Raw genomic sequence first — 24,854 nt, 5'->3', positions numbered from 1 at the left:
CCGCGGCTCCCGGTCCTCAGCCCAGTGCTTCCCCCAGCAGCCGCGCCGTCTCCGCGACCAACGGATGGTCGGGGGCGGCGTCCTGGGCGGGCTTCGTCGTCTGGACGGCCAGGACGAGCGGTGTGCCGTCCTGCGTCCAGGCGATGCCCACGTTGTTGTTGGTGCCGTAGGAGCCGGCGCCCGTCTTGTCGGCGATCGTCCAGGTCGGGGGCAGGGTCAGGCGGAAACGGTTGTCGCTGGTCGTGTTGGTCAACAGCCAGTGGGTGAGGAGTTCGCGGTCCGGACGGTTCAGTACGTCGCCGAGGACCAGGCGGGCGTACGTCCGGCCGATGGCGTACGGCGTCGTCGTGTCCGTGATCCGCCACGGCTCGGCCGAGTTGAGCTCGGTCTCCCAGCGGTCGAGGCGGGTTGCCCGGTCGCCGACGGAGCGGGCGAAGCGGGTGATCGCGGTCGGGCCGCCCAGCTCACGCAGGAGCAGGTTGCCTGCCGTGTTGTCGCTGAACCGGATGGCCACGTCCGCGAGTTCGGCCACCGTCATGCCCTCGCCGAGGTGCTTCTCGGTCTCCGCCGAGCCGTCGACCAGGTCATCGGCCGTGTAGTGCACGCGCTTCGACAGGACCTCGCCGCCGCGGTCCAGGTCGCGCAGTACGGCCGCTGCCGCGAGGGTCTTGAACAGCGAGCAGACCGGGAAGCGTTCGTCGGCGCGGTGGCGGATCGTCTGCTTCGTGCCCAGGTTGTGCGCGAACACGCCTACCCGGGCGCCGTGTTGAGCCTCCAGGGCGTGCAGTCGGGCGGTGACGTCGGGGTGGTGGCCGGTGGCCGAGGCGTACGCGGTCGCGGCCGGTGGCAGGAGGGTGGTGGCGGTCGCGGCGCCGGCGGTGAGGGCGGTGAGGAGGGTGCGCCGGGTCGGGTGGAACGGTGTGTGGATCTTCGCGGGGATGTTCGCGGGGACGTTTGCGGGGATCTTCGCGAGGCCTGAGATCTCGTTCTCCTCTGTCTGAGTGCTGTCGACGATCTACCTTGACCGACGCCCGCTCCTCATCCCTTGGTTGCGGTGCCGTAGACCTTCGGCGGACGGCGTGCTGTTCGCTGCCTCGGGAGAGTGGAGGCATGGAGAAGAGCGAAGGGAACAACAGGACCAAGGGAGTCAGCCGGGCGCGGTTTCTTGCCGGTGCCGCCGCCGTCGGGGTCTCGGGGGCCCTGCTTCCGGCGGCCGGGGCGAGGGCGGCGGAGCTGCCGGGCGCGGCGACCAGGCGACGCGGCCCGGGCGGCCCGGGCGGTGGCCTGACCCGTCACGGCGTCGTCTACACCCTCGTCGACGGCGAGACCCCCGCCACCGGTTTCAGCCCCGCCCGTATGCGCGCCGACATCCGCACGATCCGCAGCGACCTGCACGCCGACACCGTCGAGGTCACCGGTGACGGTGTCGAGCGGCTGAACGCCACCGCGTCCGAGGTCGCCGAACGCGGCATGCACGTCTGGCTGCAACCCACCCTCGGGGACGTTCCGGAACGGGACATCCTCGAACACCTCGCGGAGACCGGGCGGCACGCCGAGCGGCTGCGGAGGCAGGGGGCGAGTGTCGAGTTCAGCGTGGGCTGCGAGTTCTGGCTGTTCGTGCCGGGCATCGTCCCCGGGGAGAACGTCCAGGAGCGGATCGAGAACCTCCTCAACGGCACAGTGGACTGGGAGAAGTCGCAGCGCCGGCTCGACCGGTTCACCGCCAGGGCCGCGGCCGTCGGGCGTTCCGTCTTCCACGGGCGGCTGAGCTACGCCGCCGCCCAGGACGACAAGGTCGACTGGAACCTCTTCGACGTCGTCGGCATCGACTACTACTCCTGCTTCCCCGACCGGCACGACTACGTACGGGAGTTGAGGGGCTACCTGCGCTGGAGCAAGCCGCTCGCCATCACCGAGTTCGGCACCTGTACGTACGAGGGAGCGCCCCAGGCGGGCGGCATGGGCTGGAACGTCGTCGACTACGGCAAGGTCCCGCCGGAGATCAAGGGCGACCTCGTGCGCAGCGAGCACACCCAAGCCGCCTATGTGACCGACCTGTTGGACGTCTTCGAGTCCATGGGGCTGTACGCGGCGATGGTCTTCGAGTTCGGGACCGCCGACGCCGAACACCGCCCCGACAACCCCCTCTACGACATCGACATGGCGAGCTACGGCATCCAGAAGGCCGTCAAGAACCGTCCGGGCAAACCGAGTTCGCCCTGGCACTGGGAACCCAAGGAGGCGTTCCACGCGCTCGCCCGACGGTATGCCTGCCGGTAGGCGGAGATGTCGGTCGGCGGGGCGGAAACCGCTCGTCAGACGTCCCGCCGGTCCACGACCACCACCGCCACGACCCCCGCGACCAACGCCCACGCCCCGAACGCCACCCAGCTGCCCGTCACCGTCTCCGGATAGAAGCGGGGGTAGATCATGTGGGAGTTGTGCCCGTACGACATGTCCACCAGGCGGCTCCACGCGTTGAGGGGCAGCACGTCACGGACGGCGGCCGACCAGCGGTAGCGGTCGGTGATGAAGACGGGCAGGAGCAGCAGCAGGCCGGTGATGGCCACCATCGTCGTCGCGCTGTGCCGGATCACCGCGCCCAGGCACATACCGGCCAGTGCGCAGACCGGAGCCAGCAGGGCCGACGCGACGACCACCCGCCAGGCGCCCGGGTACGAGAGGGACACGTCCGCGTTTCGGCCGGACAGGATGGCCTGCGTCGCCGCGAAGGAGGCCCCGGCGACGAACGCTCCGTACGCCGTCATGACCGCCGTCACGACCGTCAGTTTCGCGGTCACGAGTGCACGGCGGGCCGGCACCGCCGCGAACGTCGTACGGATCAGGCCCGTCCCGTACTCGCCGACGACAGTGATCGCGCCGATGCTGGCCGCCGCGAGGATGAGGACCATCGCGGCGCCGGACGTGAAGGCGTCTCGCAGGGCCATCGCGGCATCGCCGTCCCGCATCTCGGGCGTCATGCGTTCAAAGTTGGCGAAGTGGACGCGGGCTGAGTTGGCGTTGAAGGCGATGATGGCGAGGGCGCTGGCGCCGAGCGCCCAGTAGGTCGAGCGCAGCGACCAGATTTTGATCCACTCGGCGCCGAGAAGGTCCGTGAAGCGGGCGTCTGTTCTGGTCGTCATCGGCATGGTGCTCTGGTTCATCGGTGGTCTCCGGCCAGGAACTCAGCGCTGTCGGCGGTCAGTTCCATGAAAGCCGCCTCCAACGAGGCCCGCTGCAAGGCCAGTTCGTGTATCGGCAGGCGGTGTTGCAGGGCGAGGTCACCGATGCGCTCCGGGCTGATCCCCGTCACGGTGAGAGTCGGTCCGTTGTACGCGTTGTGCCCGTTGCGCTCGTTGTGGCCGCCGGGCTCGTCCCGGTCGCCGAACGACGTCACCTCGGCGCCCTCCGCGACAAGTACCGACTCCAGCGCCCCGGGGTCGGGCGTTCGTACCCGCACGTAGGAACGTGTGCCGCGGGCCGCGAACGTCTTCAGGGGCTCGGCGGCGATCAGTCGGCCCCGGCCGATCACCACCAACTCGTCGGCGGTGTGCTCCATCTCGGACATGAGGTGGCTGGAGACGAGGACCGTACGACCTTCCGAGGCGAGCCGCCGGAAAAGTCGCCGCACCCACAACACGCCTTCCGGGTCGAGGCCGTTGAGGGGTTCGTCGAACAGCAGCACCGGCGGGTCGCCGAGCAGGGCGGTGGCGATGCCGAGGCGCTGTCGCATGCCCAGCGAGTAGCCAACGATCCGGCGCCGGGCCGCCGGCCCCGCCAGTCCCACCTCCGCCAGGACCTCGTCGACCCGCTCGCGTGGGATGCGGTTGCCGCGTGCGAGGGACGCCAGATGGGCCCGCGCGGTGCGTCCGCCGTGCACATCGCCGGCGTCGAGGAGCGCGCCGACGTGACGCAGGCCACGCGAATGTCGGCGGAAGGACTGCCCGCCCACGGTGGCGGTTCCGCCGCTCGGCTCGATCAGGCCCAGCAGCATGCGCAGGGTGGTGGTCTTGCCGGCGCCGTTCGGGCCGAGGAAGCCCGTGACGTGCCCCGGCCGGACGGTGAAGGACAGCTGGTCGACGGCGGTCGTCGTTCCGTAACGCTTCGTCAGTTCTTCGACTTCGATCACGACAACACCGTCTCGCCGAGCACCGTGTCCGGGCATCGCCCCGCAGCCGACACTCCAGCTCACCCGCTGTCGACCCAGGTTGTACGCCCACGGACCGATGTCCGCCCGCAACGGCCCGCATACGATCGGCACATGCCCGTCACGCCACCGCCGCCCCTGCTCAAACGCGTCCCGCCGGGCGCCTGGACGGCGTTCGCCTGGTGCGCGGGCACGGTGTTCTCGTACCTCACGCGCATCCGGCTGCCCGGCGAGTACGAGCCCGATCAGCTTCGGGCTGTCCAGCTCTACCGCTGGGACGGGCTGCTGTTCCTCCTCGTGGCCACCGCCCTGGCGTTCGCCGCCGCCGCCCTGCTGTCCCGCCGTCCGCTGACGGCCGTGGGCCTGCTGCTGACGGCCGCCGTCATCGAGACGATCACGCTGGCCGTGACGGGGATTCCGCTGGCCCAGTTCCTGGCCGTGCAGACCGCCGTGTACTTCATCGCCGCCGGCCACCCCCGCCGTATCGGAACCGTCGCCGTCGGTCTCTCGATCGCCCTGCTCGTGGTCTACATGGCCATACGCTTCAGCGCGGGCTGGGGCGTCGGCACCTCGGCCGAACTGGCCGTCGCCCTCGTGACGTTGATCGCCTGGCTGCTCGGCGACGCGGCTCGTCGCAGCCGCGGACACGCCGAACAGCTCGCCGCCCGCACCGCCGAGCAGGCGGTGACAGCCGAACGCCTGCGCATAGCAAGGGAGATGCACGACACGGTCGCCCACAGCATCGGCATCATCGCTCTCCAGGCGGGCGCGGCGGCCCGGGTGGTGGCGACCCGCCCCGAGGCCGCGCGGAAGGCGATGTCGGCGGTCGAGCAAGAGGGCCGGGAAACCCTGGCGGGCCTGCGCCGCATGCTCGTCGCCCTGCGGCACGCCGACTCCGAGGCCGGTCAACAGGCCCCCGTGGCAGCCGGATTGGCGGACGTCGAGCGGCTCGCTGCCGTGACGAGCGCCGCCGGAGTCCGCGTGGACCTGCGGTGGGAGGGGGAACGGCGCGAACTGCCTCCGGACGTCGACCTGTCGGCGTTCCGCATCGTGCAGGAGTCGGTGACCAACGTCGTACGCCATGCCGATGCCCGGTCCTGCCGGGTCACCCTCGACTACCGTGCCGACGACGCCCTCGCCATCGACGTCCAGGACGACGGACGGGGCCGGGGGAGTGTCACCGACACCGGGTTCGGGCTGGCCGGCATGCGTGAGCGGGTCGCCCTGCTGGACGGGGAGTTCGAGGCCGGACCGCGTCCCGAGGGCGGCTTCCGGGTGTCCGCGCGGCTGCCGATTCAGCTCACCGTCACAGTTCAGGCGGCGGGCCGATGACCATCCGCGTTCTCCTGGTCGACGACCAGCAGCTGATCCGTACGGCCCTGAGCATGGTCATCGCCGACCTGCCGGACATCGAGGTGGTGGGCGAGGCGGCCGACGGCGAGGAAGCGATCGCTCTCGCCGGCCGACTGGCCCCGGACGTGGTGGTGATGGACCTGCGCATGCCGGGCACGGACGGCATCGAGGCGACCCGCCGCATCACCCGGGGGACCGGGACGGAAAGCACCCGGATCGTCGTCCTCACCACCTTCGACGACGACGACAACGTCTACGGGGCGCTGCGCGCGGGCGCGTCCGGGTTCCTGGTCAAGGACATGGCCCTGGACGACATCCTCGCGGCGATCCGCTGCGTGGCCGCCGGGGACGCCCTGATCGCGCCCAGCGTGACCCGCCGCCTGATCCAGGACTTTGTCGCCGGCCCCCAACAGCAGGTACAACAGAGGGAGTTGAAGGCGATCACCGACCGTGAACGCGAGGTGCTCACGCTCGTCGGCAGCGGGCTGTCCAACACGGAGATCGCCGCCGAGCTGTGCATCAGCGTGGCCACGGCGAAGACGTACATCACCCGCCTGCTCGCCAAGCTGGACGCCCGCGACCGCGTCCAGCTGGTGATCATCGCCTACGAGGCGGGGCTGGTGTCCGCCACCGAGCGCAGGTAGGCGCCCAGTCGGGCGATCGCCGACGGATTGCGCGGGCTCTCGACGAGGTCGACGTAGTCGAGGACGAAGACGCGCTTGTGCTTGACGGCGGAGACGTTCTTCAACGGGGCGTACGACAGCAGGAACCTCCGCTTCTGCTCCGCGCTGACGTCCCCGTAGTTGCAGATGACGATGACGTCGGGGTCGCGCTCGACCACCGTCTCCCAGCCCACCGTCGTCCAGGAGTCGTCGAGGTCGTGCATGATGTTGACCCCGCCGGCCTTGCTGATGACCTCCTCGGGAGCGGCGTAACGCCCGCTGGTGAAGGGCGAGTCGGTGCCGCTGTCGTAGAGGAACACCTTCGGCCGCGCGCTCCCGGTCGGGGCCTTCGCCGCGACCGCCGCGACCTCCTTCTTGAAGCCCGCGATCAGGGTGGCCGCGCGCTGCTCGACGCCGAAGAGCTTTCCGAGGTTGGTGAGGTCGGTGTAGAGGGCCTCCAGCGGCGGCATGATGCCGCGCGAGGTCTTCGTACGGCCGTTGCGGCAGGACTCGGTGAGGATGTACGAGGGGATGCCGAGCTTGTTCAACGCGTCAGGCGTGAAGCCGTTGTCGTCGCGGAAACCGTAGTTCCAGCCGGCGAACACCCAGTCGCCCCGGGCGTCGAGGACGTTCTCCTTGGTGAGCTGCTGCTTGGACAGCCACTTCACCTGGTCGTAGCCGTCCTTCCAGGGCACGCCGGTCAGATCGCCCTTGTCGTCGGGCATGGCGAACCCGGCCATCCGGTCCTCCAGGCCCAGCGCGAACATCAGCTCGGTGATCCCGACGTCGTTCGTGACGACCCGCTCCGGAACCCTGTCGTAGGTCACCCGCTGACCGCAGTTGGTGAGGGTGACGGCGGACGAGGACGCCTTCGCCGACGGCTGCTTCTCCACGGTGGCACCGCAGCCGGTGGCGAGTAGGGAGAAGAGGGCGGCGGCCGCAACTGGCTTGCGCATACAAGTGGTTCCTTACGGGGTGGACGGGGAGGTCGTACGCGAGGCGGGCAGCAGATCGAAGAGCAGCTGTACGGCACCCGTCTCCGGATGCCGTACGGGATGGGCGCGCACCCCGAACACCTCGGCCAGCAGCTCGGGTTGGAGCACCTCGTGCGGCGGGCCCGACGCGATGATCCGGCCCCCGGCGATGACGTACAGCAGATCGCAGTGGGCGGCGGCGAGGTTGAGGTCGTGCAGGGCGGCCAGCGCGGTCAGGCCGCTGGACCGGACCAGGGACAGGACGTCCAACTGGTGGGCGATGTCGAGGTGGTTGGTCGGTTCGTCGAGGACGAGGACGCGCGGCTGCTGGGCCAACGCCCGTGCGATGAGCACGCGTTGCCTCTCGCCGCCGGACAGGGCGAGGAACCCGCGGTCGGCGAGGTGTGCGACGCCGGTGCGTTCCATGGCGGCGGAGCAGATGTCCCGGTCCCCGGCCGCCGTACGCCCCAGGTGAGGCAGCCGCCCCATCGCGACCACCTCGGCGACAGTGAAGTCGAACTCGGCGGACGACTCCTGGGGCAGCGCCGCCAACACCCGGGCGGCGGCCCAGGGTTCCATGCCGTGCATGTCGGCGCCGTCCAGCCGCACGGCGCCCTCCGTCGGCCGCAGCGCCCGGTACACGCACCGCAACAGGGTGGACTTCCCACTCCCGTTGGGCCCGACGAGCCCCACAAAGGCCCCGCTGTCCACACGCAGGGTGACGTCCTCGACGAGCCGTACGACCCCCACGTCGACCGATACCCCATCCACATCGAGCCGCATCGCTCACCGCCTCTCGATCGCGTGACCGCCGTGCCGCGTCGGCTGCCGGCGGGCCGTTGCGTCGGCCGGGCCGCTGATGTCCTCCACGGGTCGTACGGCCCCCGCGCCCACTGCCCCATCCTTCACATCGAGCCGCATCGCGCTCACCGCCTTCCGATCGCGCGACCGCCGCGCCGCGTCAGCTGCTGGCGGGCCGTTGCGTCTGCCGGGCCGCTGATGTCCTCGGGTCGTACGGCCTCCGCGCCCGCTGACCCGTCCTCCGCCTGGAGCCGCATCGCGCTCACCGCCCCCCGAACGCATAGCCGCCGCGTCGCATCAGCAGCAGGAACGCCGGTACGCCGACCACGGCGGTGATCACCCCGACGGGCAGTTCGGCCGGCGCGAGCAGCAGGCGGGACAGTATGTCGGCCCACACCAGCAGCACGGCACCGGCGAGTGGTGCGACCGCAAGTACCCGCCGGTGATCGGCGCCCACGAGCATCCGCACGACATGCGGGACCATGAGCCCGACGAAGCCGATGGCCCCGCTGACTGCGACGACGGTGCCGGTCACGGCGGCGGTGACGAGGAACAACTCCCGGCGCAACCTGGTCGGTTGCACCCCGAGCGCGGCGGCCGTCTCGTCCCCCATGGCGAGCGCGTTGAGCGACTCCGCGCGCCGGGCGAGCCACGCCCACCCGGCGAGGACGGTCACTGCGGCGATCGGCACCTGCGCCCAGGTGGCCCCGCCCAGACTCCCCAGCAGCCACATCATCGCGGATCTCGCCGCCTCACCCCGGGCCGCCCCGAACACCATCACCGTGGTGACGGCCTCGAAGCCGTACGCCAGCGCGGTCCCGGTGAGAATCAGCCGCAGCGGGGTGAGCCCGTGATCGGCGGACCGGGCAACCGCGTACACAAGCACCATGGCGGCGAGCGCGGAGACGAAGGCGGACACGGACAGCGCCCACACCCCGAGCCCGGCGAACGCCCCCAGCAGGATCACGGCGTTGGCCCCCACGGCGGCACCGGACGAGATCCCCAGCACGAACGGATCGGCGAGCGCGTTGCGCACCATGGCCTGCACGGCCACCCCCACGGCCGCGAGCCCCGCCCCGACCACGGCGGCGAGCACCACCCGGGGCAGCCGCAACTCCCAGACGATGGTGTAGGAGGCGACGTCCTCGGCACGGATGGTCCCCCCGGTGACCCCGTCCCACAGGAACCGGAACACCTGCCCCCACTCGATCCCGGACGCCCCCAGCCCGACCCCGCACAACAGGGAGAGGAACAGGAGCAGGACCAGCCCAACGGCCAGCGGCAGGACGGGTATTCGGCGCACGGTCGGCGATCCTTCGCCTCGGCTCGCAGTCCGCGGCGAGCGGTCACAGGGGCACGCGCACCTTGGGTGATCGGGCTCGCACACCACAGTCCCGGCCGAACAACTGGACGGCCGGACAGCCGGACAAGAGGCGTGCATACCGTTGCGGGTCAGCGCCGGAGTCTCACCGGACTTCCCCCAGGGGACGCGCCGCGAGCGTAGCAAACACGGCGGACCGGCCAATTCCCCCGGGTCGCCCGTGCGGACGACCCGGGACCGCTGATGGCCGTGGGCTCAGGCGCCGCCGTTCAGGAAACCCCCGAACCCCCTTCCGCGGAGCGGAAGTAGTGCCCCGCCTCCAGATCCGCCACAAGCCCGACCTCTACGCACTCCCAGCCCAGTCGGTCCCGTGTCACGGCGCTCGAAGCCGGCAGGTCGAGGGCGAAGAAGGTGCCCAGCCACCCGAAGTGGTCGTTGATCTCCCCGGCCGGAACCGATGTCACCGGCAGTCCCAGCCCCCGTCCGATGGCCTCGGCGATCTCGCGCACCGGTACGCCCTCCTCGCCGACCGCGTGCAGCCGGGTGCCCGCCGGGGCCGACTCCAGGGCCAGCCGGAACAGCCGGGCCACGTCGAGACGGTGACCGGCGGCCCAGCGGTTGGTGCCGTCGCCCGGGTAGGCCGACACGCCCTTGGCGCGGGCGATGTCGACGAGGCGCGGTACGAAGCCGTGGTCCCCCTCACCGTGCACGGAAGGCGGCAGCCGTACGACCGACGCCCGCACCCCGCGCTCGGCGAGCGCCATCATCGCCGTCTCCGAGGCGAGCCGGTACATGTGGGACCTGCTGGGGTCGCCCGGGTTGTCCTCCGTCGCGAGGACACCCGGGGAGAAGGCGGTGCCGGAGCAGATGAGGAGAGGGCGGCCGGACTCCGCGAGCGCCTCGCCGAGTGTCTCCACGGCCCGCAGGTCGGTCCGGGCGGCTTCCGCCATGTCCTTGAAGTCATGGACGTACGCGGTGTGGATCACGCCCTCCGAGGCCGCCGCCCCGGCCCGCAGCCTGTCGAGGTCGTCCAGGGTGCCCCGCAGCACCTCGGCCCCGGTCTCCTTCAGCAGGGCGGCGGACTCGTCCGAGCGGACCATCCCGGTCACCTCGTGCCCCGCGTCCAGCAACTCCCGTACGACGGCGGACCCGACGAACCCGCTCGCACCGGTGACGAACACACGCATAACGCACCCCTGTTGCTGCTGCCGGGCGAGTACCCGGCGGATGCTTCCACCCTGCGCGGGCGACCCCTCCCAGGTCCAAGACCTGTTCCGGTACGCGCAATGCGAATCAGGCATCACAGCAGCTCAGTAGTGATTTACGGGGATCAGGTGGCCAACAGCGCGGCTACGGTGGAGGTATGACGGACCCAGCCCCCGCCCCCGACCTCGATCTGCGGCTCGTCCGCTACTTCACCGTCGTCGCCGAGCAACTGCACTTCGGCCGTGCCGCCGAGACCCTGCGCGTAGCCCAGCCGTCCCTGAGCCGCCAGATCCGGCGTCTGGAAAAGGAGTTGGGCGCCCGGCTGCTCGACCGTACCCCGCAGGGGAGCAGTCTCACCGAGGCCGGCGAGGTCTTCCTGCCGCACGCCAGGGCGCTGCTCCGTACGGCCACCCGGGCCGCCTCCCAGACCCGGGCCGCCGCCGAGCCCAGCCGTCTCGTCGTCGGCTACACGGCCAATTTGATCGTCACTCCGGCCGTTCGGGAGGTGCGTCGCCGGCACCCGGACGCCGACGTACGAGCGGTACACCTGGCCTGGGACGAGTCCCGCACCGCGCTGCTCGACCACCGGGTCGACGTCCTGCTCGCCCGACTTCCGCTCCCCAGCGACGAGTTGGAGGTGACGGTCCTCTACGAGGAACCCCGGGTCCTGGTCGTGCCCCTGGACCACCGTCTCGTCGGCAAGGAGTTCGTCACCCTCGACGACATCGCCGACGAGCCGTTGCCCCGGGTGCGGGAGGACGCGGCGTGGAACGCCTTCTGGCGTATCGACCCGCGCCCGGACGGGAGTCCGGCACCGGAGGGCCCGTTCGTCGGGGCGCTGGAGGACAAGTTCGAACTCGTCGCCGCCGGACAGGCGGTGGCCATCGTGCCGGGGGGTCTGGGCATGGACCGGCTCCGCCCCGACCTCACCACGATCCCCCTGCACGGCATCGACCCGAGCCATGTCGTCCTCGCCACTCGGGCGGACGACCGCAGCCGCCTGCTCGCCACCTTCCGCAAGGTGGCGCGGGCCCTGCTGACGGAGGGTTCCTGAACTCAGCCCGCCGTCCACCCCGGCACCGTCGGCAGCACCTTGTCGGCGATCCGGAACAGGGCCGTCTCGTCGGGGTTCACGTCGTCCTGGCGCCAGATGTCGATCTCGTACGAACCGCCGTCGCCCTTGGGGCCCTTGGCGACCACGAGGGAGCGGGAGATGCCGCCCGGGCCGCTGGAGCCCTTGCCGTCCTTGAAGACGATGCCGAGGGTCCGGCCCGTGTAGAGCACCGCCGGGTGACCCAGGACCGTTTTCCGTTCCGGGGACCCGGGCAGGTACTCGGCCATGTCGGCGATGGAGAGGTCGTCGTCGATTGTCGAGAGCTTCACCGAGTAGCCGTCCAATTGGACGGTGGCCTCGGGGTCGGTCGTCATGACGTCGGCCTTGTGGCTGACCTTGCCTTCGTTGCTGTAGGCGCCCACCGCATGGTCGCCGGGCGTGCCGAGAAGCGTCGGCAGGTCCGGGCGGTTGAGGGCCTCGCAGAGTTGTACACCGGAGACGGGCTTCGACAGCGGGTCGTCGTCGTTCGAGCGGGAGCACGAGGCCGGATCCTGGCTGGGATCGTGCTGGTTCTTCGCTATCACCCACAAGCCCACCGCGAGACATGCGACCACGATGAGCGCCGCCGCGACCTGCGCGCCCTCGCTCATGCCCTTCTCGGCTCTGGCCGGTGCAGCCGGTGCAGCCGGTGCAGCCGGTCCAGCCGAACCGGTCGGCTCGGCAGATCTGGGTATGTCGGTGTCGTTGGTCAAGTCCCCCACCCCTTATGTCCCCACGCAGGGGTCCCCACCCCAACGGGTACGCGTCCGATGCGCGCGCCGGGGGAGCCTATCCGCGCGATCTCTGCTTTTGGAAGCCAGCAGCGGGGTAAGAGGGCCGCTCCCGTGGCCGAAAAACGCGTCGGCGCGACGGACCCCCAGTTGGGCATGGTCATTTCAAGCCGTTGTTTTGGCATTCTCATGACAAAACAAGGCACGCAGTGCCACGCTGCTGCCGAAGTTCACCATTCCTTCACACCCGCATCATGCGGGACATCCCCCACTCACCTCCCCCACCTCTTCTCACCCGCCTGCCGTGCAGCGCCCCGGACCGGCCCCATCCCGTCGGTCCGCCCCCACGTCGGTCCCCATCACGGGCCGACCGTCGCACAGAAGGAGAACCCGTTGCCCCGGCGACACCGCCCCACCCTCCGGCACAGAACCGCCACCGCCGCCCTCGCGATGACGACCATCGGGACCCTGCTCGCCCTCGGGGCCCCAGCCGGAACCGCCACCGCGGCCCCGGCCGACCCGGGCCCGGCCAAGATCAACGCCGTGCCTCGCGCGGGCGCCGCCGCGGCGCCCCTGTCGGCGGCCCGCCGCGCCTCACTGATCAAGAGCGCGCAGACCGCGTCCGGCGCCACGGCCCGTCAACTCGCCCTCGGCGCGCGGGAGAAGCTCGTCGTCAAGGACGTGGTCCAGGACGCCGACGGCACCACCCACACCCGATACGAACGCACCTACGCCGGACTGCCCGTGCTCGGCGGCGACCTGGTCGTCCACCTCAAGAGCAACCGCACCACCGTGTCCAAGGCGAGCGGGGCGACCATCACGCTGCCGTCCCTCACCCCGAAGCTCTCCGCGGCCAACGCCACCGGCAAGGCACTCGCGGCCGCGAAGGGCACCGACGTCACCGGCACCGAGACCGGGCACGCGCCCCGCCTCGTCGTCTGGGCCGGCGCGACCAAGCCGGTCCTGGCCTGGGAGACGGTGGTCAAGGGTGTCCAGCAGGACGGCACGCCCAGCGAACTGCAGGTCGTCACCGACGCGAGCACCGGCAAGCAGATCCTCGCCGCCGAGAAGGTACACACCGGCGAAGGCACCGGCCAGTACGTCGGCACGGTTCCCCTCGGCAGCACCCTCGCGGGATCGACGTACCAGCTCACAGACGGCGACCGCGCCGGGCACAAGACGTACGACCTGAACCAGGGCACCTCCGGCACCGGCACCCTCTTCACGGACGACAACGATGTCTGGGGCAACGGTCTGCCGTCCAACCGCCAGACCGCCGGTGTCGACGTGGCATTCGGTGCCGCCGCCACCTGGGACTACTACAAGGACGTGTTCGGCCGCAACGGCATCCGCAACGACGGTGTCGCCGCCTACAGCCGGGCCCACTACGGCAGCAGTTACGTCAACGCCTTCTGGCAGGACAGCTGCTTCTGCATGACCTACGGCGACGGCTCGGGCAACACGCACCCGCTGACCGCGCTCGACGTGGCCGCCCACGAGATGAGCCACGGCGTCACCGCCGCCACCGCCAACCTGAACTACTCGGGCGAGTCCGGCGGTCTCAACGAGGCGACCTCCGACATCTTCGCCGCGGCCGTCGAGTTCCACGCGAACCTCGCCGCCGATCCCGGTGACTACCTCGTCGGCGAGAAGATCGACATCAACGGCAACGGCACTCCGCTGCGTTACATGGACAAGCCCTCCAAGGACGGCGGCTCCCGCGACAGTTGGAGCTCCACCCTGGGCAACCTCGACGTCCACTACTCCTCGGGCCCGGCGAACCACTTCTTCTACCTGCTCTCCGAGGGCAGCGGCGCCAAGACCGTCAACGGCGTCGCCTACAACAGCCCGACCTCGGACGGTCAGGCCGTCACCGGCATCGGCATCGACAACGCCGCCGCCGTCTGGTACCGAGCGCTGACGACGTACATGACCTCGTCGACCGACTACGCGGGCGCCCGCACCGCCACCCTCCAGGCGGCGGGTGACCTGTTCGGCGCCTACAGTCCCACCTACCTCGCCGTCGCCGACGCCTGGGCCGGCATCAACGTCGGCGGCCGGATAGCCCTCGGCGTCAACGTCGCCCCGCTCGCCGACCAGACCAGCGGCGTCGGGCAGGCGGTCAGCCTTCAGGTGGACGCGTACACCACCAACTCCGGTTCGGGGCTGACCTACGAGGCCACCGGCCTGCCCGACGGCCTGACCCTCAGCCCGAGCGGTCTGATCTCCGGGACGCCGACCACCCTCGGCGCCAGCGACGTCGCCATCAAGGTCACCGACGGCACAGGCGCGTCCGTCACGGACACCTTCACCTGGCGGATCGCCTACATCTACGCCACATCCACCCGCGTCGACATCCCCGACAACGGTGCCGCCGTGGAGTCCCCGATCACCATCGAGGGCCGCGACGGCAACGCCTCCGCCGCCACCTCGGTCTACGTCAACATCGTCCACACCTACCGCGGTGACCTGACCGTCGACCTGGTCGGCCCCAACGGCACCGTCTACTCGCTCCTCAACCTGAGCGGCGGCTCCGCCGACAACGTCGACCAGGCCTTCACGATCGACGCCTCGGCCCAGCCCCTCACCGGCACGTGGAAGCTGCGCGTGCAGGACCACGCGTCGATCGACGTCGGGTACATCCAGCGCTGGCAGCTCACGCCGTGACCTGACAGCAGAGTCGTCGGCGCCGTCCTACGCGACGGCGCCGATGAACTCCGCCCAGGCCGGCGCATTAACGAGCAGCACGGGCCCGTCCGAGACCTTGCTGTCCCGGACGGGCACGATGCCGGGGACTCCGTCGGCTACTTCGACGCAGTCACCGCCGTTGCCGTCGCTGTACGTGCTCTTACGCCAGCGGGCGGCGCCGATGAAGTCGTGCGCTACCTCGACGCAGTCGCCGCCGTTGTCGTCGCTGTAGGTGCTTTTGCGCCACTTGGCAGTGCTCAGGTCGTACGCGCGCATCGTCTGTGGTCCTCCGCCGCCGACTCGATCAGGGCGAGGGACGCCTCCGGCGGCAGTGCGGCGGCCCTGAGCAGATCGTATGCCCCCTGCACGCGCTTCACTAGGGCCGGATCGTCCAGCAGGCTCCCCGAATACACGGCCTCTGTATAGGAGGTTGGCGGTGCGTCCTCGAACTCGAAGAGCCTGACCATCCGGCCCATGAGGGGGTACGCCCCAACGGAGGTGGGCAGCACCTGCACCAGGACCTTCCGCTGCCGCGCCAGCTCCAGGATGTGCTCCAGTTGCTCGGCCATCTCGGTCGCGCCGCCGACCGGAACGCGCAACACGTGCTCGTGCAGGATTGCCCAATACTCGGGTCGTGTAGTGCCGTTCAGGATGCGTGCCCGTTCGATGCGGGCCGCGATCTTCTCCTCGATGTGGGCGTCAGTGGCGAACGGGTTGCTCGCCAATGTCACCGCCCGCGTGTACGAGGCGGTCTGCAACAGGCCGGGTACGAGCGTGGGCGCGAACTCGCAGATCTTCGTCGCCGTCCGCTCAAGCTCCACGACCGCCGCGAAGTAATCGGCGTACCGCTTGTCGTCGATGAGCTTGCGCCACGTGCGCTCGAAAAAACCAGCGGTTTGTAGGACGTCGTCAATCCGTACCGCCACATCCAACTGCGGCTTCCGAATCGCCTGCTCGAACTGCCCGATGTAGCCCCCGGAGACGAAAACCAGCGCTCCCAGCTCCACTTGGGTTAATCCGGCCTCCTCCCGGCGTCGCTTCAACTCCGTTCCGAAGAACTCCCAAGCCGCCTGCTGCTGTGAACCATTGGCCATAACCGAACTGAACCCCCTTCGACTGCACCGCCGTTGCTGCGCCCAGAGCCTTCCGAGTGTAGGCACAACGCGTCATCGTAGAAGTGCGAAGAGTGAAACTCGATTAGTCAGGGGAGCACGGTGACGGCACGTCAGGCGGCACACTCGGCGGACTGCGTCGAAGAAGCGGAGGAAATTGTGAAGGAATTGCGGAAGGCGTTGAAAAACGCCGGGATTACCTTGCCGTCGCTCCGGTTGGACGCGGCGAGCGTGGCCCGGGAAGCGCCCTGTCCGCTCATCGAATTGGGGCGCTGCAACGTCGAGACGGCGGCCCGGATCGCGGCGGCGCTGCGATGAACGACGTGAAGCCGACGGCGCGGGCGGGTAAACCGGGGCGGCCGGAGGTCGGCTCGTACGTCATGGACACCGGCACCGAAAAGGTGGGGCTGGTCATGGGGCACGAGGGGCCCTACGTCCAGCTCAGATCGTACGGCGGCGGCCGGGAGTGGGACGCGGCCCCGGACGCCCTCAGGCCCGCCACCCCGGCGGAACGCCTCAGCGCGGCCACGGCGTACGCGAACGCACGCAGCCGCGGTGAGGTTCCCTGAGCTTCCCTCCGGGGGTCGGCGCGTGACGTGTGTCACCCCAGCACGTACTGATCGTCCCCGAACAGAGCCTTGCCGACAGGCCGGCCGCAGCTCAGCGAATCCGCCCCGTTCGCCGGTAAGAGGTACCAGCCCGTCCTGGCCCCCCGTTCCGTACGAGACAATGACCCCATGAGCTTGTTCCGTGACGACGGTGTCGTGCTGCGTACCCAGAAGCTGGGGGAAGCCGACCGGATCATCACGCTGCTCACGCGCGGTCACGGGCGGGTCCGGGCCGTGGCCCGGGGGGTGCGGCGGACGAAGTCCAAGTTCGGGGCCCGGCTGGAACCCTTCTCCCATGTCGACGTGCAGTTCTTCTCGCGGGGGAGCGACCTGGTCGGGCGCGGGCTGCCGCTCTGTACGCAGAGCGAGACCATCGCTCCGTACGGTGGCGGCATCGTCACCGACTACGCCCGGTACACCGCCGGGACGGCCATGCTGGAGACGGCGGAACGGTTCACCGACCACGAGGGTGAGCCCGCGGTGCAGCAGTACCTGCTGTTGGTCGGCGGGCTGCGCACCCTCGCCCGTGCCGAGCACGAGCCTCACCTCATCCTCGACGCGTTCCTGCTGCGCTCCCTCGCCGTCAACGGGTACGCGCCCTCCTTCGGCGACTGCGCGAAGTGCGGGATGGCCGGGCCGAACCGCTTCTTCTCGGTGGCCGCCGGAGGCTCCGTCTGCGTCGACTGCCGGGTCGCCGGGAGCGTCGTACCCTCTCCCCAGGCCCTCGAACTGCTCGGCGCGCTGCTCACGGGCGACTGGGCGACCGCGGACGCGTGTGAGCCGCGTCATGTCAGAGAGGGGAGCGGGCTGGTGTCCGCCTACCTGCACTGGCACCTGGAGCGCGGGCTGCGCTCCCTGCGCTATGTAGAGAAGTAGAAAAGCGAATTAGTAGTAGCAAGCACCGGTAAGAAAAGAGACGAGAGACTCATGGTCGTACGCGGAATCCTGGGGCGCCAGCGCCGCGAGTACAAGACGCCGGAGCCGCACCCCTCCGGCGCCACCGCGCCGAAGCTCCCCGGCGAACTCGTACCGAACCATGTGGCATGCGTCATGGACGGCAACGGGCGGTGGGCCAAGGAGCGCGGGCTGCCGCGTACGGAGGGGCACAAGGTCGGCGAAGGTGTCGTCCTCGATGTTCTCAAGGGATGCCTGGAACTCGGCGTCAAGAATCTCTCCCTCTACGCCTTCTCCACCGAGAACTGGAAGCGGTCACCTGAAGAGGTCCGCTTCCTCATGAACTTCAACCGTGACGTCATCCGGCGCCGACGCGACGAGATGAACGAACTCGGTATCCGGATTCGGTGGGTCGGGCGTATGCCCAAGATGTGGAAGTCCGTCGTTCAGGAACTCCAGGTCGCCCAGGAGCAGACCAAGAACAACGACGCCATGACCCTCTACTTCTGCGTCAATTACGGCGGTCGCGCCGAACTCGCCGACGCGGCCAAGGCGATGGCCCGCGATGTCGCCGCCGGAAAGCTCGACCCCGACAAGGTCTCCGAGAAGACCATCCAGAAGTACCTCTACTACCCGGACATGCCGGACGTCGACCTTTTCCTCCGGCCCAGTGGAGAACAGCGCACCTCCAACTACCTGATCTGGCAGTCGAGTTACGCCGAGATGGTGTTCCAGGACGTTCTCTGGCCGGACTTCGACCGCCGCGACCTGTGGCGCGCCTGCGTCGAATTCGCCTCCCGCGACCGGCGGTTCGGCGGCGCGGTCCCGAATGAGCAACTGCTGGAAATGCAGCGGGACATGAAGGGCAACCTGGAGGTCTGAGCCCCTTGGTCCTTCTGACTCCTCCTGTGGAACGGCTGCGGCACCCGGCGCTGGAAGGCGCCGGGTGCCGCAGCCGTACCCGTGGGGGGTTGGTCAGTGGGCGGTGATCAGCTGGTCGTGACCGCCGTGTCGTCGATCACGAAGCTCGTCTGGAGGGAGGAGTCCTCCACGCCCGTGAACTTCAGGGCGACCGTCGTACCCGCGTAGGCCGAGAGGCTGATCGTCTTGAGGACGTAGCCGGTCGCCGCGTTCAGGTTGGAGTAGGTCGCCAGGGTCGTCGAACCGGCGGTGACCGTCAGCTTGTCGTACTGCGAGCTGGTGGTGGTCTCAGCCGTGTCGATGTGGACGTAGAACGTGAGCTTCGTGCCCGTGCAGCCGCTCGGGATCGTCACCGACTGGGACAGCGTGTCGGTGTGGGTGGAGCCGTAGCCGTCGAGCCAGGCCTTGTAGGAGCCGGTGCGGGCCGCCTGGCTGCTGGAGTTGGTGATGACGCCGCTGGAGCCGGCCCAGGTGGTGTTGCCCGACTCGAAGCCCGCGTTGCCCAGCAGCTGCGCCGAGGTGCAGGTTCCGCTGCCGCTCGTGCTGACCGTCCAGGTGAAGGACGCCGTACCGGTGGCGCCCGTGCTGTCGGTCACCGTGACCGTCGAGCTGTAGGTGCCCGCGGTGGTCGGGGTGCCGGAGATGGCGCCCGTCGAGCCGCTGATCGACAGTCCGGTCGGCAGACCGGTCGCCGCGTAGGTCAGCGAGCCGCTGTTGGTGCTGCTGGCCGTGATCGCCAGGCTGACCGCCGTACCGACCGTCGACGACTGGCTGCCCGGGTTGGTGACCGAGACGCCGTTGGTCGGCACGGTGATGTGGCTGCCGACGTTGATGCCCGCGAAGGCGTTGCCCACACCCGCGTACTGGGTGGAGCTGCTGCCGTAGAGCGCCGCGGCGGCGTTCAGCGCGGCGGTGCGCGCCTGGGCGTACGTGGTGCTGGACGTCATGTACGTCGTCAGCGCCTTGTACCAGATCTGCAGCGCGGCGGCCCGGCCGATGCCCGCGACGGCGACACCGTCGGACGTCGAGCTGTTGTACGTCACGCCGTTGATGGTCTTGGAGCCGCTGCCTTCCGACAGCAGGTAGAACATGTGGTTCGCCGGGCCGGACGAGTAGTGCACGTCCAGGTTGCCGACGCCCGAGTACCAACTGTCCGCCGAGCCACCGTCCTTGCTCGGCTTGTCCATGTAACGCAGCGGCGTACCATCGCCGTTGATGTCGATCTTCTCGCCGATGAGGTAGTCACCGACGTCGGAGGAGTTGTTCGCGTAGAACTCCACACCCGTGCCGAAGATGTCGGAGGTCGCTTCGTTCAACCCGCCCGACTCACCGGTGTAGTTGAGGCCCGCGGTGTTGGACGTGACGCCGTGCGACATCTCGTGCCCGGCCACGTCCAGCGAGGTGAGCGCGTGGGTGCTGCTCGTGCCGTCGCCGTACGTCATGCAGAAGCAGGAGTCGTCCCAGAACGCGTTCACGTACGCCGTGCTGTAGTGCACGCGCGAGTAGGCGGCCACACCGTCGTTCCTGATGCCGCTGCGCCCGAACGTGTTCTTGTAGAAGTCCCACGTCTCCTGGGCGCCGTAGTGCGCGTCCACGCCCGCCGTCTGCGTGTTGGACCCGGCCCCGGTGCCCCACGTGTCGTCGGCGTCGGTCATCAGGGTGCCGGTGCCCGAGGTGCCGTTGCCCAGGCTGTACGTCTTGTGGGTGCCGCGTGTCGTGTCGTTCAGCTGGTACGTCGAACCGGACAGCGTCGTCCCGATGGTGACCGTGCCGCTGTACTGGCTGTTGCCGGTGCCGGTCTTGATGGCCTGGAACTGGTACAGCTTCGCGCCGGTCCGAGCGTCCGTGATGACGTGCAGCTGGCTCGGTGTGCCGTCGTCCTGGAGTCCGCCGATCACCGTCTCCCAGGCCAGCTTCGGCGTACCGTTGCCCGCCCAGATCACCTTGCGGGCGCTGTCGGTGGTGGCCTTCTCCGCGTCCAGCGCCTTGGCCGCGCCGAGCGCCTTCGTCTCGGCGGCCGACTTGGCGAACGTGGGGGTCGTGGACGCGACCGAGATGGTCCGCCGCGAGTTGAACGTGCTGCTCACCGTGCCCGTGGCCTTCGAGGCGGGCGGGGTGTGCACGACGAGGTCGCCGCCGAGGACCGGCAGTCCGGCGTACGTGCGCTCGTAGCGGGTGTGCAGGGTGCCGTCGGCGTCCTTGCTGACGTCCTTGACGACCAGCTTCTCCTTGGCGCCGAGGCCCAGGGTGCCGGCGGTCCGCGTCGTCGTCTGCGCCGCGGTCCTGATCAGCGCCGCGCGCTGGGCGGGGGTGAGCTTCGCCTGGAGTGCGCCGGCGCGCAGCGGACTCGGTGCCGGGGCCGCGGGCTTGGCGGCGGCGGGGACCGTCTGCACGCCCACGGCCAGGAGAGTGGCGGTGGCGAGCAGGGCGCCGGCCGCGGTGGCCTTGTTGGTGCGGCCGGATCTGTGGGGGGTGTTGCTGGACTTTCGTCTCACTCGAGACTCCTCCTGCGACGGCCGCGCCTTCTGCGGCCGGAAACAGAACCGGGCGAACGGGGGTGTGCCGCCCGGGATGAGCTGAGCAGTGTGTGATGTGCATGAGACGTGGGGGATGGCTGCCGGAAGAGTGGCAGCTTTGAGGAGTGCATGTCAGTAAAAAATAAGAGGTCGAGGGTTATCCCTGTGCGGACGACGGGGCCCCGCTACCCGTCGGTACCCCTCAGGGGCCCTCAGTCCTCGATCAGTCCTCGATACGGGGAAGCAGCAGCGGAGTCGCGAGGATCAGGACGCCCGCGGCGCCGACGGCGGTCAGGGGTGTGGTGAGTGCCGCCAGCAGTCCCCACAGCGCGGTCAGCGCCGCGATGGTCAGCTTGCTGGACACCGACCAGGCGGAGAGGGTGCGGGCGACCCGGTCGGCCGGAGTGTGCTGGAGCCGGTAGGTGGCGTACACCGGGTTGAACACGCCCATGCTCGTGATCAGCCCGAGTTGCACGACCATCACCAGGACGAGCCCTGACGTGCCGCCGTGCAGGAACACCATCCCGACCGGCCAGCACACCCGCAGCGTCCCGAAGGTGCGCATGATCCGGCGCCGGCCGTACCGCGCCACGAGCGGCCGGGACAGGCGCGAACCGATGAGGCCGCCGGTGCAGGGCACCGCGAAGGCGAGGGCGTACTGCCAGGGCGCGAAACCGAACCGCCCGAGCATGAGGACGGCGACCAGTGGAGCCGTCGCCATGATCAGCCCGCTGACCAGCACGGTGTTGAGGAACAGGGGCCGTAGCGCCGGATCGGCCAGGATGAACCGCCACCCGTCGACCAGGTCACCGGCGCGTACCCGGGTCCGAGGCCCCCGTTCCGGGCGAGGTTCTGGTTGTCCCCCCATAGCCCGGATCCCGGCCGCCGACAGCAGAAAGCTCACCGCGTTCGCGACCACCGTGGTCACCGGTCCGAGCAGCGCGATGGCAGCCCCGCCCAGCGGCGGCCCGAGCACGCTCGCCGTCCACATCGTCGACTCGAACCGGCCGTTGGCGACGAGGAGTTGGGACGGCGGGAGCAGCGCCTTGAGGCAGGCCCCGCTGGCTGCGGTGAAGGTGATGTCGGCGGCGGCGACCACGACGGCCACCACCACGAGCTGACCGAAGGAGAGCACGCCGAGCGCGTAGGCGAGGGGGACGGTGAGGAGCGCCCCGAACCGGACGAGATCCATCGCGACCATCACCGGCCGCTTACGCCGGAACTCCACCCAGGGCCCGAGCGGCACAGCCACCACCGCCCCGACGGCCAGCCCGGCGGCGGCCAGCAACGACACCTGCGCGGGCCCCACATGCAGCACCAGAACCGCGATCAACGGAAACGAGTCGAACGCGAGCCAGGTCCCGGCCAGACTGGTGGCATAAGCAGCCCACAACCACCGAAACCCCCGCCCCAGGGAGACAGAGTTCAGCTGATCATCTTGTTCCCTGAGATCGCCCACCGAGCGAAGGTACCGGACGTGCTGACGGGCGTAGTCAGGGGCGCGGGGAACGGCGCGACAAGCCACAACGCACCCGCACATCAAGGGGCGCGAGGAACGGCGCGACAAGCCACAACGCACCCGCACATCAAGGGGCGCGGGGAACTGCGCGACAAGCCACAACGAGCCCGCGGACAAAACCGAACGGAACCTACCCCCGCCCAACCGCAGAGCACTCCGCACAGGTACCGAAGATCTCCACCGTATGAGCCACGTTCACAAACCCGTGCTCCGAGGCAATCGCCTCCGCCCACTTCTCCACCGCGGGACCCTCCACCTCCACCGCCTTGCCGCACACACGGCACACCAGGTGATGGTGATGGTCGCCGGTCGAGCAGCGCCGGTACACCGACTCGCCGTCCGACGTCCGCAGGACATCCACCTCACCCGCGTCCGCCAGGGACTGCAGCGTGCGGTAGACGGTCGTCAGACCGACCGAGTCGCCCTTGTGCTTGAGCATGTCGTGGAGTTCCTGGGCACTGCGGAACTCGTCGACCTCGTCCAGCGCCGCCGCCACAGCGGCACGCTGGCGGGTGGATCGTCCCTTAACGGGCGGGCCGGCCGTCGTCACCGTTGTTCTCCTCACGTCTGCGCTTGCCGGGCCATTGTGCCAGCCCGGACCGTGCGCGGTCAGACGCCCGCCTTGCCGGCGGCTTCCCTGCTGGCCGGAATCACACACTCCGCCGGGTCCCCGGCCGCCTGCGCGGCGGTCGCGGCACGGGCCCGGCGACGAGCCAGTGGCGTCGCCAGCGCGGTCAGCGCGATGAACGCGCCGATGGTCAGCAGGACGATCGTCGCACCGGGCGGCACATCCTGGTAGTACGACGTCACCGTCCCGCCGATCGTCACGGAGACCCCGATCGCCACCGCGATGGCGAACGTCGCCGCGAAGCTCCGGCTGAGCTGCTGGGCCGCCGCCACCGGCACCACCATCAGGGCGCTGACCAGCAGCAACCCGACCACACGCATCGCGACCGTCACCGTGATCGCCGCCGTGATGGCGGTGAGGAGGTTGAGGGCCCTGACCGGCAGGCCCGTCACCCGGGCGAACTCCTCGTCCTGGCTGACCGCGAAGAGCTGCCGGCGCAGACCGATGGTGACCAGCACCACGAAGGCCGCGAGCACACAGATCGCGGTCACGTCGGACTCGCTGACCGTCGAGAGCGAGCCGAACAGATACGAGGTGAGGTTGGCGTTCGAGCCCGTCGGCGCGAGGTTGATGAACATCACGCCGCCGGCCATCCCGCCGTAGAACAGCATCGCGAGGGCGATGTCGCCGCGCGTCCTGCCGTACCAGCGGATGAGTTCCATCATCACCGCGCCGACGACGGAGACGCCCGTCGCCATCCACACCGGTGAGGTGTTCAGCAGGAAACCGAGCCCGACGCCCGTCATCGCGACATGGCCGATACCGTCGCCCATCAGCGCCTGGCGCCGCTGGACCAGGTAGATGCCGATCGCGGGGGCCGTGATGCCGACGAGCACCGCGGCCAGCAGGGCCCGCTGCATGAAGGCGTAGTCGAGGAAGTCCATCAGCTCAGCAGTCCCGTCCGGATCGGTTCGGCGTCGTGAGCCGCGTGCGGGTGTACGTGGTCGTGGCCGGGCAGGGCGTGCTGTCCGACCGCCTGCGGGGGCGGCCCGTCGTGCATGACACAGCCGTCGCGCAGGACGACGGCCCGGTCGATCAGCGGTTCCAGCGGCCCGAGTTCATGCAGCACGAGCAGCACCGTCGCACCGGCCGCGACCTGCTCCCGCAGCGTCCGCGCCAGCACTTCCTGACTCGCCAGGTCGACGCCCGCCATCGGCTCGTCCATGATCAGCAGCTCGGGTTCGGAGGCGAGGGCACGGGCGATCAGTACGCGCTGGTGCTGGCCGCCCGACAGCGCGTTCACCGAGTCCTTGGCGCGGTCCGCGAGCCCCACGAGGCCGATGGCCCGCCGTATGGCCTCGTGGTCGGCCTTGCGCAGCACGCCGAAGCGGGCGCGGGAGAGGCGGCCGGACGCGACGATCTCCGTGATCGTCGCCGGCACCCCACCGGCCGCGGTCGTCCGCTGCGGTACGTAGCCCACGCGCCGCCAGTCCGTGAAGCGATGGCGGGGAACGCCGAACAGCTCGATCTCGCCCTCGCTGACCGGGACTTGGCCGATGACTGTACGGATCGCGGTCGACTTGCCCGAGCCGTTGGCGCCGAGCAGCGCGACGACCTCACCGCGGCCCACGGTGAGGTCGATGCCGCGCAGGACCGGGCGCGAGCCCAGCTCGGCGCGTACACCGCGCAGCGAAATGACGGGCTCGCCCATGCCTGCATCCTCCGTAACGATCATCAGTT

General features: G+C 69.8%; 24 protein-coding genes. 9 read left to right on the top strand and 15 right to left on the bottom strand.

Annotated features, from left to right (window positions below; all coding sequences use genetic code 11):
- Positions 1-16: 16 nt before the first annotated feature.
- Positions 17-940, bottom strand: coding sequence for a class A beta-lactamase (gene bla, locus QA861_RS38825; RefSeq protein WP_443041689.1), 924 nt, complete (start codon positions 938-940; stop codon positions 17-19).
- A gap of 170 nt (positions 941-1,110) precedes the next feature.
- On the opposite strand from bla, the gene QA861_RS38815 reads away from it, so the two are divergent.
- Positions 1,111-2,280 carry a glycoside hydrolase family 113 protein gene (locus QA861_RS38815; protein WP_334593514.1) on the top strand — a complete coding sequence of 390 codons (1,170 nt, stop codon included), beginning with the start codon at positions 1,111-1,113 and terminating at the stop codon, positions 2,278-2,280.
- A 35-nt stretch (positions 2,281-2,315) separates the two neighbouring features.
- Here QA861_RS38815 and QA861_RS38810 read toward each other — a convergent pair whose 3' ends face one another.
- Positions 2,316-3,143 carry an ABC transporter permease gene (locus QA861_RS38810; protein ID WP_334593513.1) on the bottom strand — a complete coding sequence of 276 codons (828 nt, stop codon included), beginning with the start codon at positions 3,141-3,143 and terminating at the stop codon, positions 2,316-2,318.
- 17 nt (positions 3,144-3,160) lie between these two features.
- A complete protein-coding gene (locus QA861_RS38805) occupies positions 3,161-4,129 on the bottom strand; it encodes an ABC transporter ATP-binding protein (protein WP_334593512.1) in 969 nt (322 codons plus the stop codon).
- Between the two features lie 132 nt (positions 4,130-4,261).
- Between QA861_RS38805 and QA861_RS38800 the strand changes: the two genes are divergently transcribed.
- The gene (locus QA861_RS38800; protein WP_334593510.1) at positions 4,262-5,479 is read left to right on the top strand and encodes a sensor histidine kinase; all 1,218 of its coding nucleotides are present in this window, start codon (positions 4,262-4,264) and stop codon (positions 5,477-5,479) included.
- A complete protein-coding gene (locus QA861_RS38795; RefSeq protein WP_334593508.1) occupies positions 5,476-6,144 on the top strand; it encodes a response regulator in 669 nt (222 codons plus the stop codon). The genes QA861_RS38800 and QA861_RS38795 overlap by 4 nt, the downstream gene beginning before the upstream one ends.
- Here QA861_RS38795 and QA861_RS38790 read toward each other — a convergent pair.
- The 4 genes from QA861_RS38790 to QA861_RS38775 form a co-directional block, all read right to left on the bottom strand.
- On the bottom strand, positions 6,105-7,118 hold the full coding sequence (locus tag QA861_RS38790) for an ABC transporter substrate-binding protein (RefSeq protein ID WP_334593507.1): 1,014 nt from the start codon (positions 7,116-7,118) through the stop codon (positions 6,105-6,107). The genes QA861_RS38795 and QA861_RS38790 overlap by 40 nt on opposite strands.
- Positions 7,119-7,130: 12 nt before the next feature.
- Positions 7,131-7,919: an ABC transporter ATP-binding protein gene (locus QA861_RS38785; protein WP_334593506.1), complete on the bottom strand. Its 789-nt coding sequence runs from the start codon at positions 7,917-7,919 to the stop codon at positions 7,131-7,133.
- A gap of 280 nt (positions 7,920-8,199) precedes the next feature.
- Entirely contained in the window at positions 8,200-9,240 is a 1,041-nt protein-coding gene (locus QA861_RS38780) for a FecCD family ABC transporter permease (RefSeq protein ID WP_334593505.1), read from the bottom strand.
- 287 nt (positions 9,241-9,527) lie between these two features.
- A complete protein-coding gene (locus QA861_RS38775) occupies positions 9,528-10,445 on the bottom strand; it encodes an SDR family oxidoreductase (protein WP_334593504.1) in 918 nt (305 codons plus the stop codon).
- A 176-nt stretch (positions 10,446-10,621) separates the two neighbouring features.
- Between QA861_RS38775 and QA861_RS38770 the strand changes: the two genes are divergently transcribed.
- Positions 10,622-11,518: a LysR family transcriptional regulator gene (locus QA861_RS38770; RefSeq protein WP_334593503.1), complete on the top strand. Its 897-nt coding sequence runs from the start codon at positions 10,622-10,624 to the stop codon at positions 11,516-11,518.
- Positions 11,519-11,520: 2 nt separating this feature from the next.
- On the opposite strand, the gene QA861_RS38765 is transcribed toward QA861_RS38770, so the two are convergent.
- Positions 11,521-12,168, bottom strand: a complete 648-nt coding sequence (locus QA861_RS38765) for a DUF6215 domain-containing protein (RefSeq protein WP_334593501.1) — start codon at positions 12,166-12,168, stop codon at positions 11,521-11,523.
- 570 nt (positions 12,169-12,738) lie between these two features.
- Here QA861_RS38765 and QA861_RS38760 point away from each other — a divergent pair.
- Positions 12,739-14,955 carry a M4 family metallopeptidase gene (locus tag QA861_RS38760; protein ID WP_443041688.1) on the top strand — a complete coding sequence of 739 codons (2,217 nt, stop codon included), beginning with the start codon at positions 12,739-12,741 and terminating at the stop codon, positions 14,953-14,955.
- 27 nt (positions 14,956-14,982) lie between these two features.
- Here QA861_RS38760 and QA861_RS38755 read toward each other — a convergent pair whose 3' ends face one another.
- Entirely contained in the window at positions 14,983-15,252 is a 270-nt protein-coding gene (locus QA861_RS38755) for a DUF397 domain-containing protein (RefSeq protein ID WP_334593499.1), read from the bottom strand.
- Positions 15,234-16,070, bottom strand: a complete 837-nt coding sequence (locus tag QA861_RS38750) for a helix-turn-helix domain-containing protein (protein WP_334593498.1) — start codon at positions 16,068-16,070, stop codon at positions 15,234-15,236. Before QA861_RS38750 ends, QA861_RS38755 begins: the two co-directional genes overlap by 19 nt.
- Before the next feature lie 120 nt (positions 16,071-16,190).
- Here QA861_RS38750 and QA861_RS38745 point away from each other — a divergent pair, with 120 nt between their 5' ends.
- The 4 genes from QA861_RS38745 to QA861_RS38730 all read left to right on the top strand — a co-directional run bounded on the left by QA861_RS38745 (position 16,191) and on the right by QA861_RS38730 (position 18,472).
- The gene (locus tag QA861_RS38745; RefSeq protein ID WP_334593497.1) at positions 16,191-16,406 is read left to right on the top strand and encodes a hypothetical protein; all 216 of its coding nucleotides are present in this window, start codon (positions 16,191-16,193) and stop codon (positions 16,404-16,406) included.
- Positions 16,403-16,657 carry a hypothetical protein gene (locus QA861_RS38740; RefSeq protein WP_334593496.1) on the top strand — a complete coding sequence of 85 codons (255 nt, stop codon included), beginning with the start codon at positions 16,403-16,405 and terminating at the stop codon, positions 16,655-16,657. Before QA861_RS38745 ends, QA861_RS38740 begins: the two co-directional genes overlap by 4 nt.
- Positions 16,658-16,825: 168 nt before the next feature.
- Entirely contained in the window at positions 16,826-17,572 is a 747-nt protein-coding gene (gene recO / locus QA861_RS38735; RefSeq protein ID WP_006373789.1) for a DNA repair protein RecO, read from the top strand.
- 51 nt (positions 17,573-17,623) lie between these two features.
- A complete protein-coding gene (locus QA861_RS38730) occupies positions 17,624-18,472 on the top strand; it encodes an isoprenyl transferase (protein ID WP_334593495.1) in 849 nt (282 codons plus the stop codon).
- 107 nt (positions 18,473-18,579) lie between these two features.
- Here QA861_RS38730 and QA861_RS38725 read toward each other — a convergent pair whose 3' ends face one another.
- The 5 genes from QA861_RS38725 to QA861_RS38705 form a co-directional block, all read right to left on the bottom strand.
- Positions 18,580-21,006 carry a M4 family metallopeptidase gene (locus QA861_RS38725; RefSeq protein ID WP_334593494.1) on the bottom strand — a complete coding sequence of 809 codons (2,427 nt, stop codon included), beginning with the start codon at positions 21,004-21,006 and terminating at the stop codon, positions 18,580-18,582.
- A 244-nt stretch (positions 21,007-21,250) separates the two neighbouring features.
- Positions 21,251-22,486, bottom strand: a complete 1,236-nt coding sequence (locus QA861_RS38720) for an MFS transporter (RefSeq protein WP_334593492.1) — start codon at positions 22,484-22,486, stop codon at positions 21,251-21,253.
- 190 nt (positions 22,487-22,676) lie between these two features.
- Complete coding sequence (locus tag QA861_RS38715; RefSeq protein ID WP_006373793.1) at positions 22,677-23,096, bottom strand: Fur family transcriptional regulator; 420 nt, start codon at positions 23,094-23,096, stop codon at positions 22,677-22,679.
- A gap of 59 nt (positions 23,097-23,155) precedes the next feature.
- The gene (locus QA861_RS38710; RefSeq protein WP_334593490.1) at positions 23,156-24,058 is read right to left on the bottom strand and encodes a metal ABC transporter permease; all 903 of its coding nucleotides are present in this window, start codon (positions 24,056-24,058) and stop codon (positions 23,156-23,158) included.
- Positions 24,058-24,825, bottom strand: coding sequence for a metal ABC transporter ATP-binding protein (locus QA861_RS38705; RefSeq protein ID WP_334593489.1), 768 nt, complete (start codon positions 24,823-24,825; stop codon positions 24,058-24,060). Before QA861_RS38705 ends, QA861_RS38710 begins: the two co-directional genes overlap by 1 nt.
- Between the last annotated feature and the right edge of the window lie 29 nt (positions 24,826-24,854).

The sequence above is a fragment of the Streptomyces sp. B21-083 genome, from assembly GCF_036898825.1.
Classification (GTDB): Bacteria; Actinomycetota; Actinomycetes; order Streptomycetales; family Streptomycetaceae; genus Streptomyces.
The sequence above is the reverse complement of the archived record's forward strand: the minus strand, read 5'-3'. Positions and strand labels throughout refer to the sequence as shown.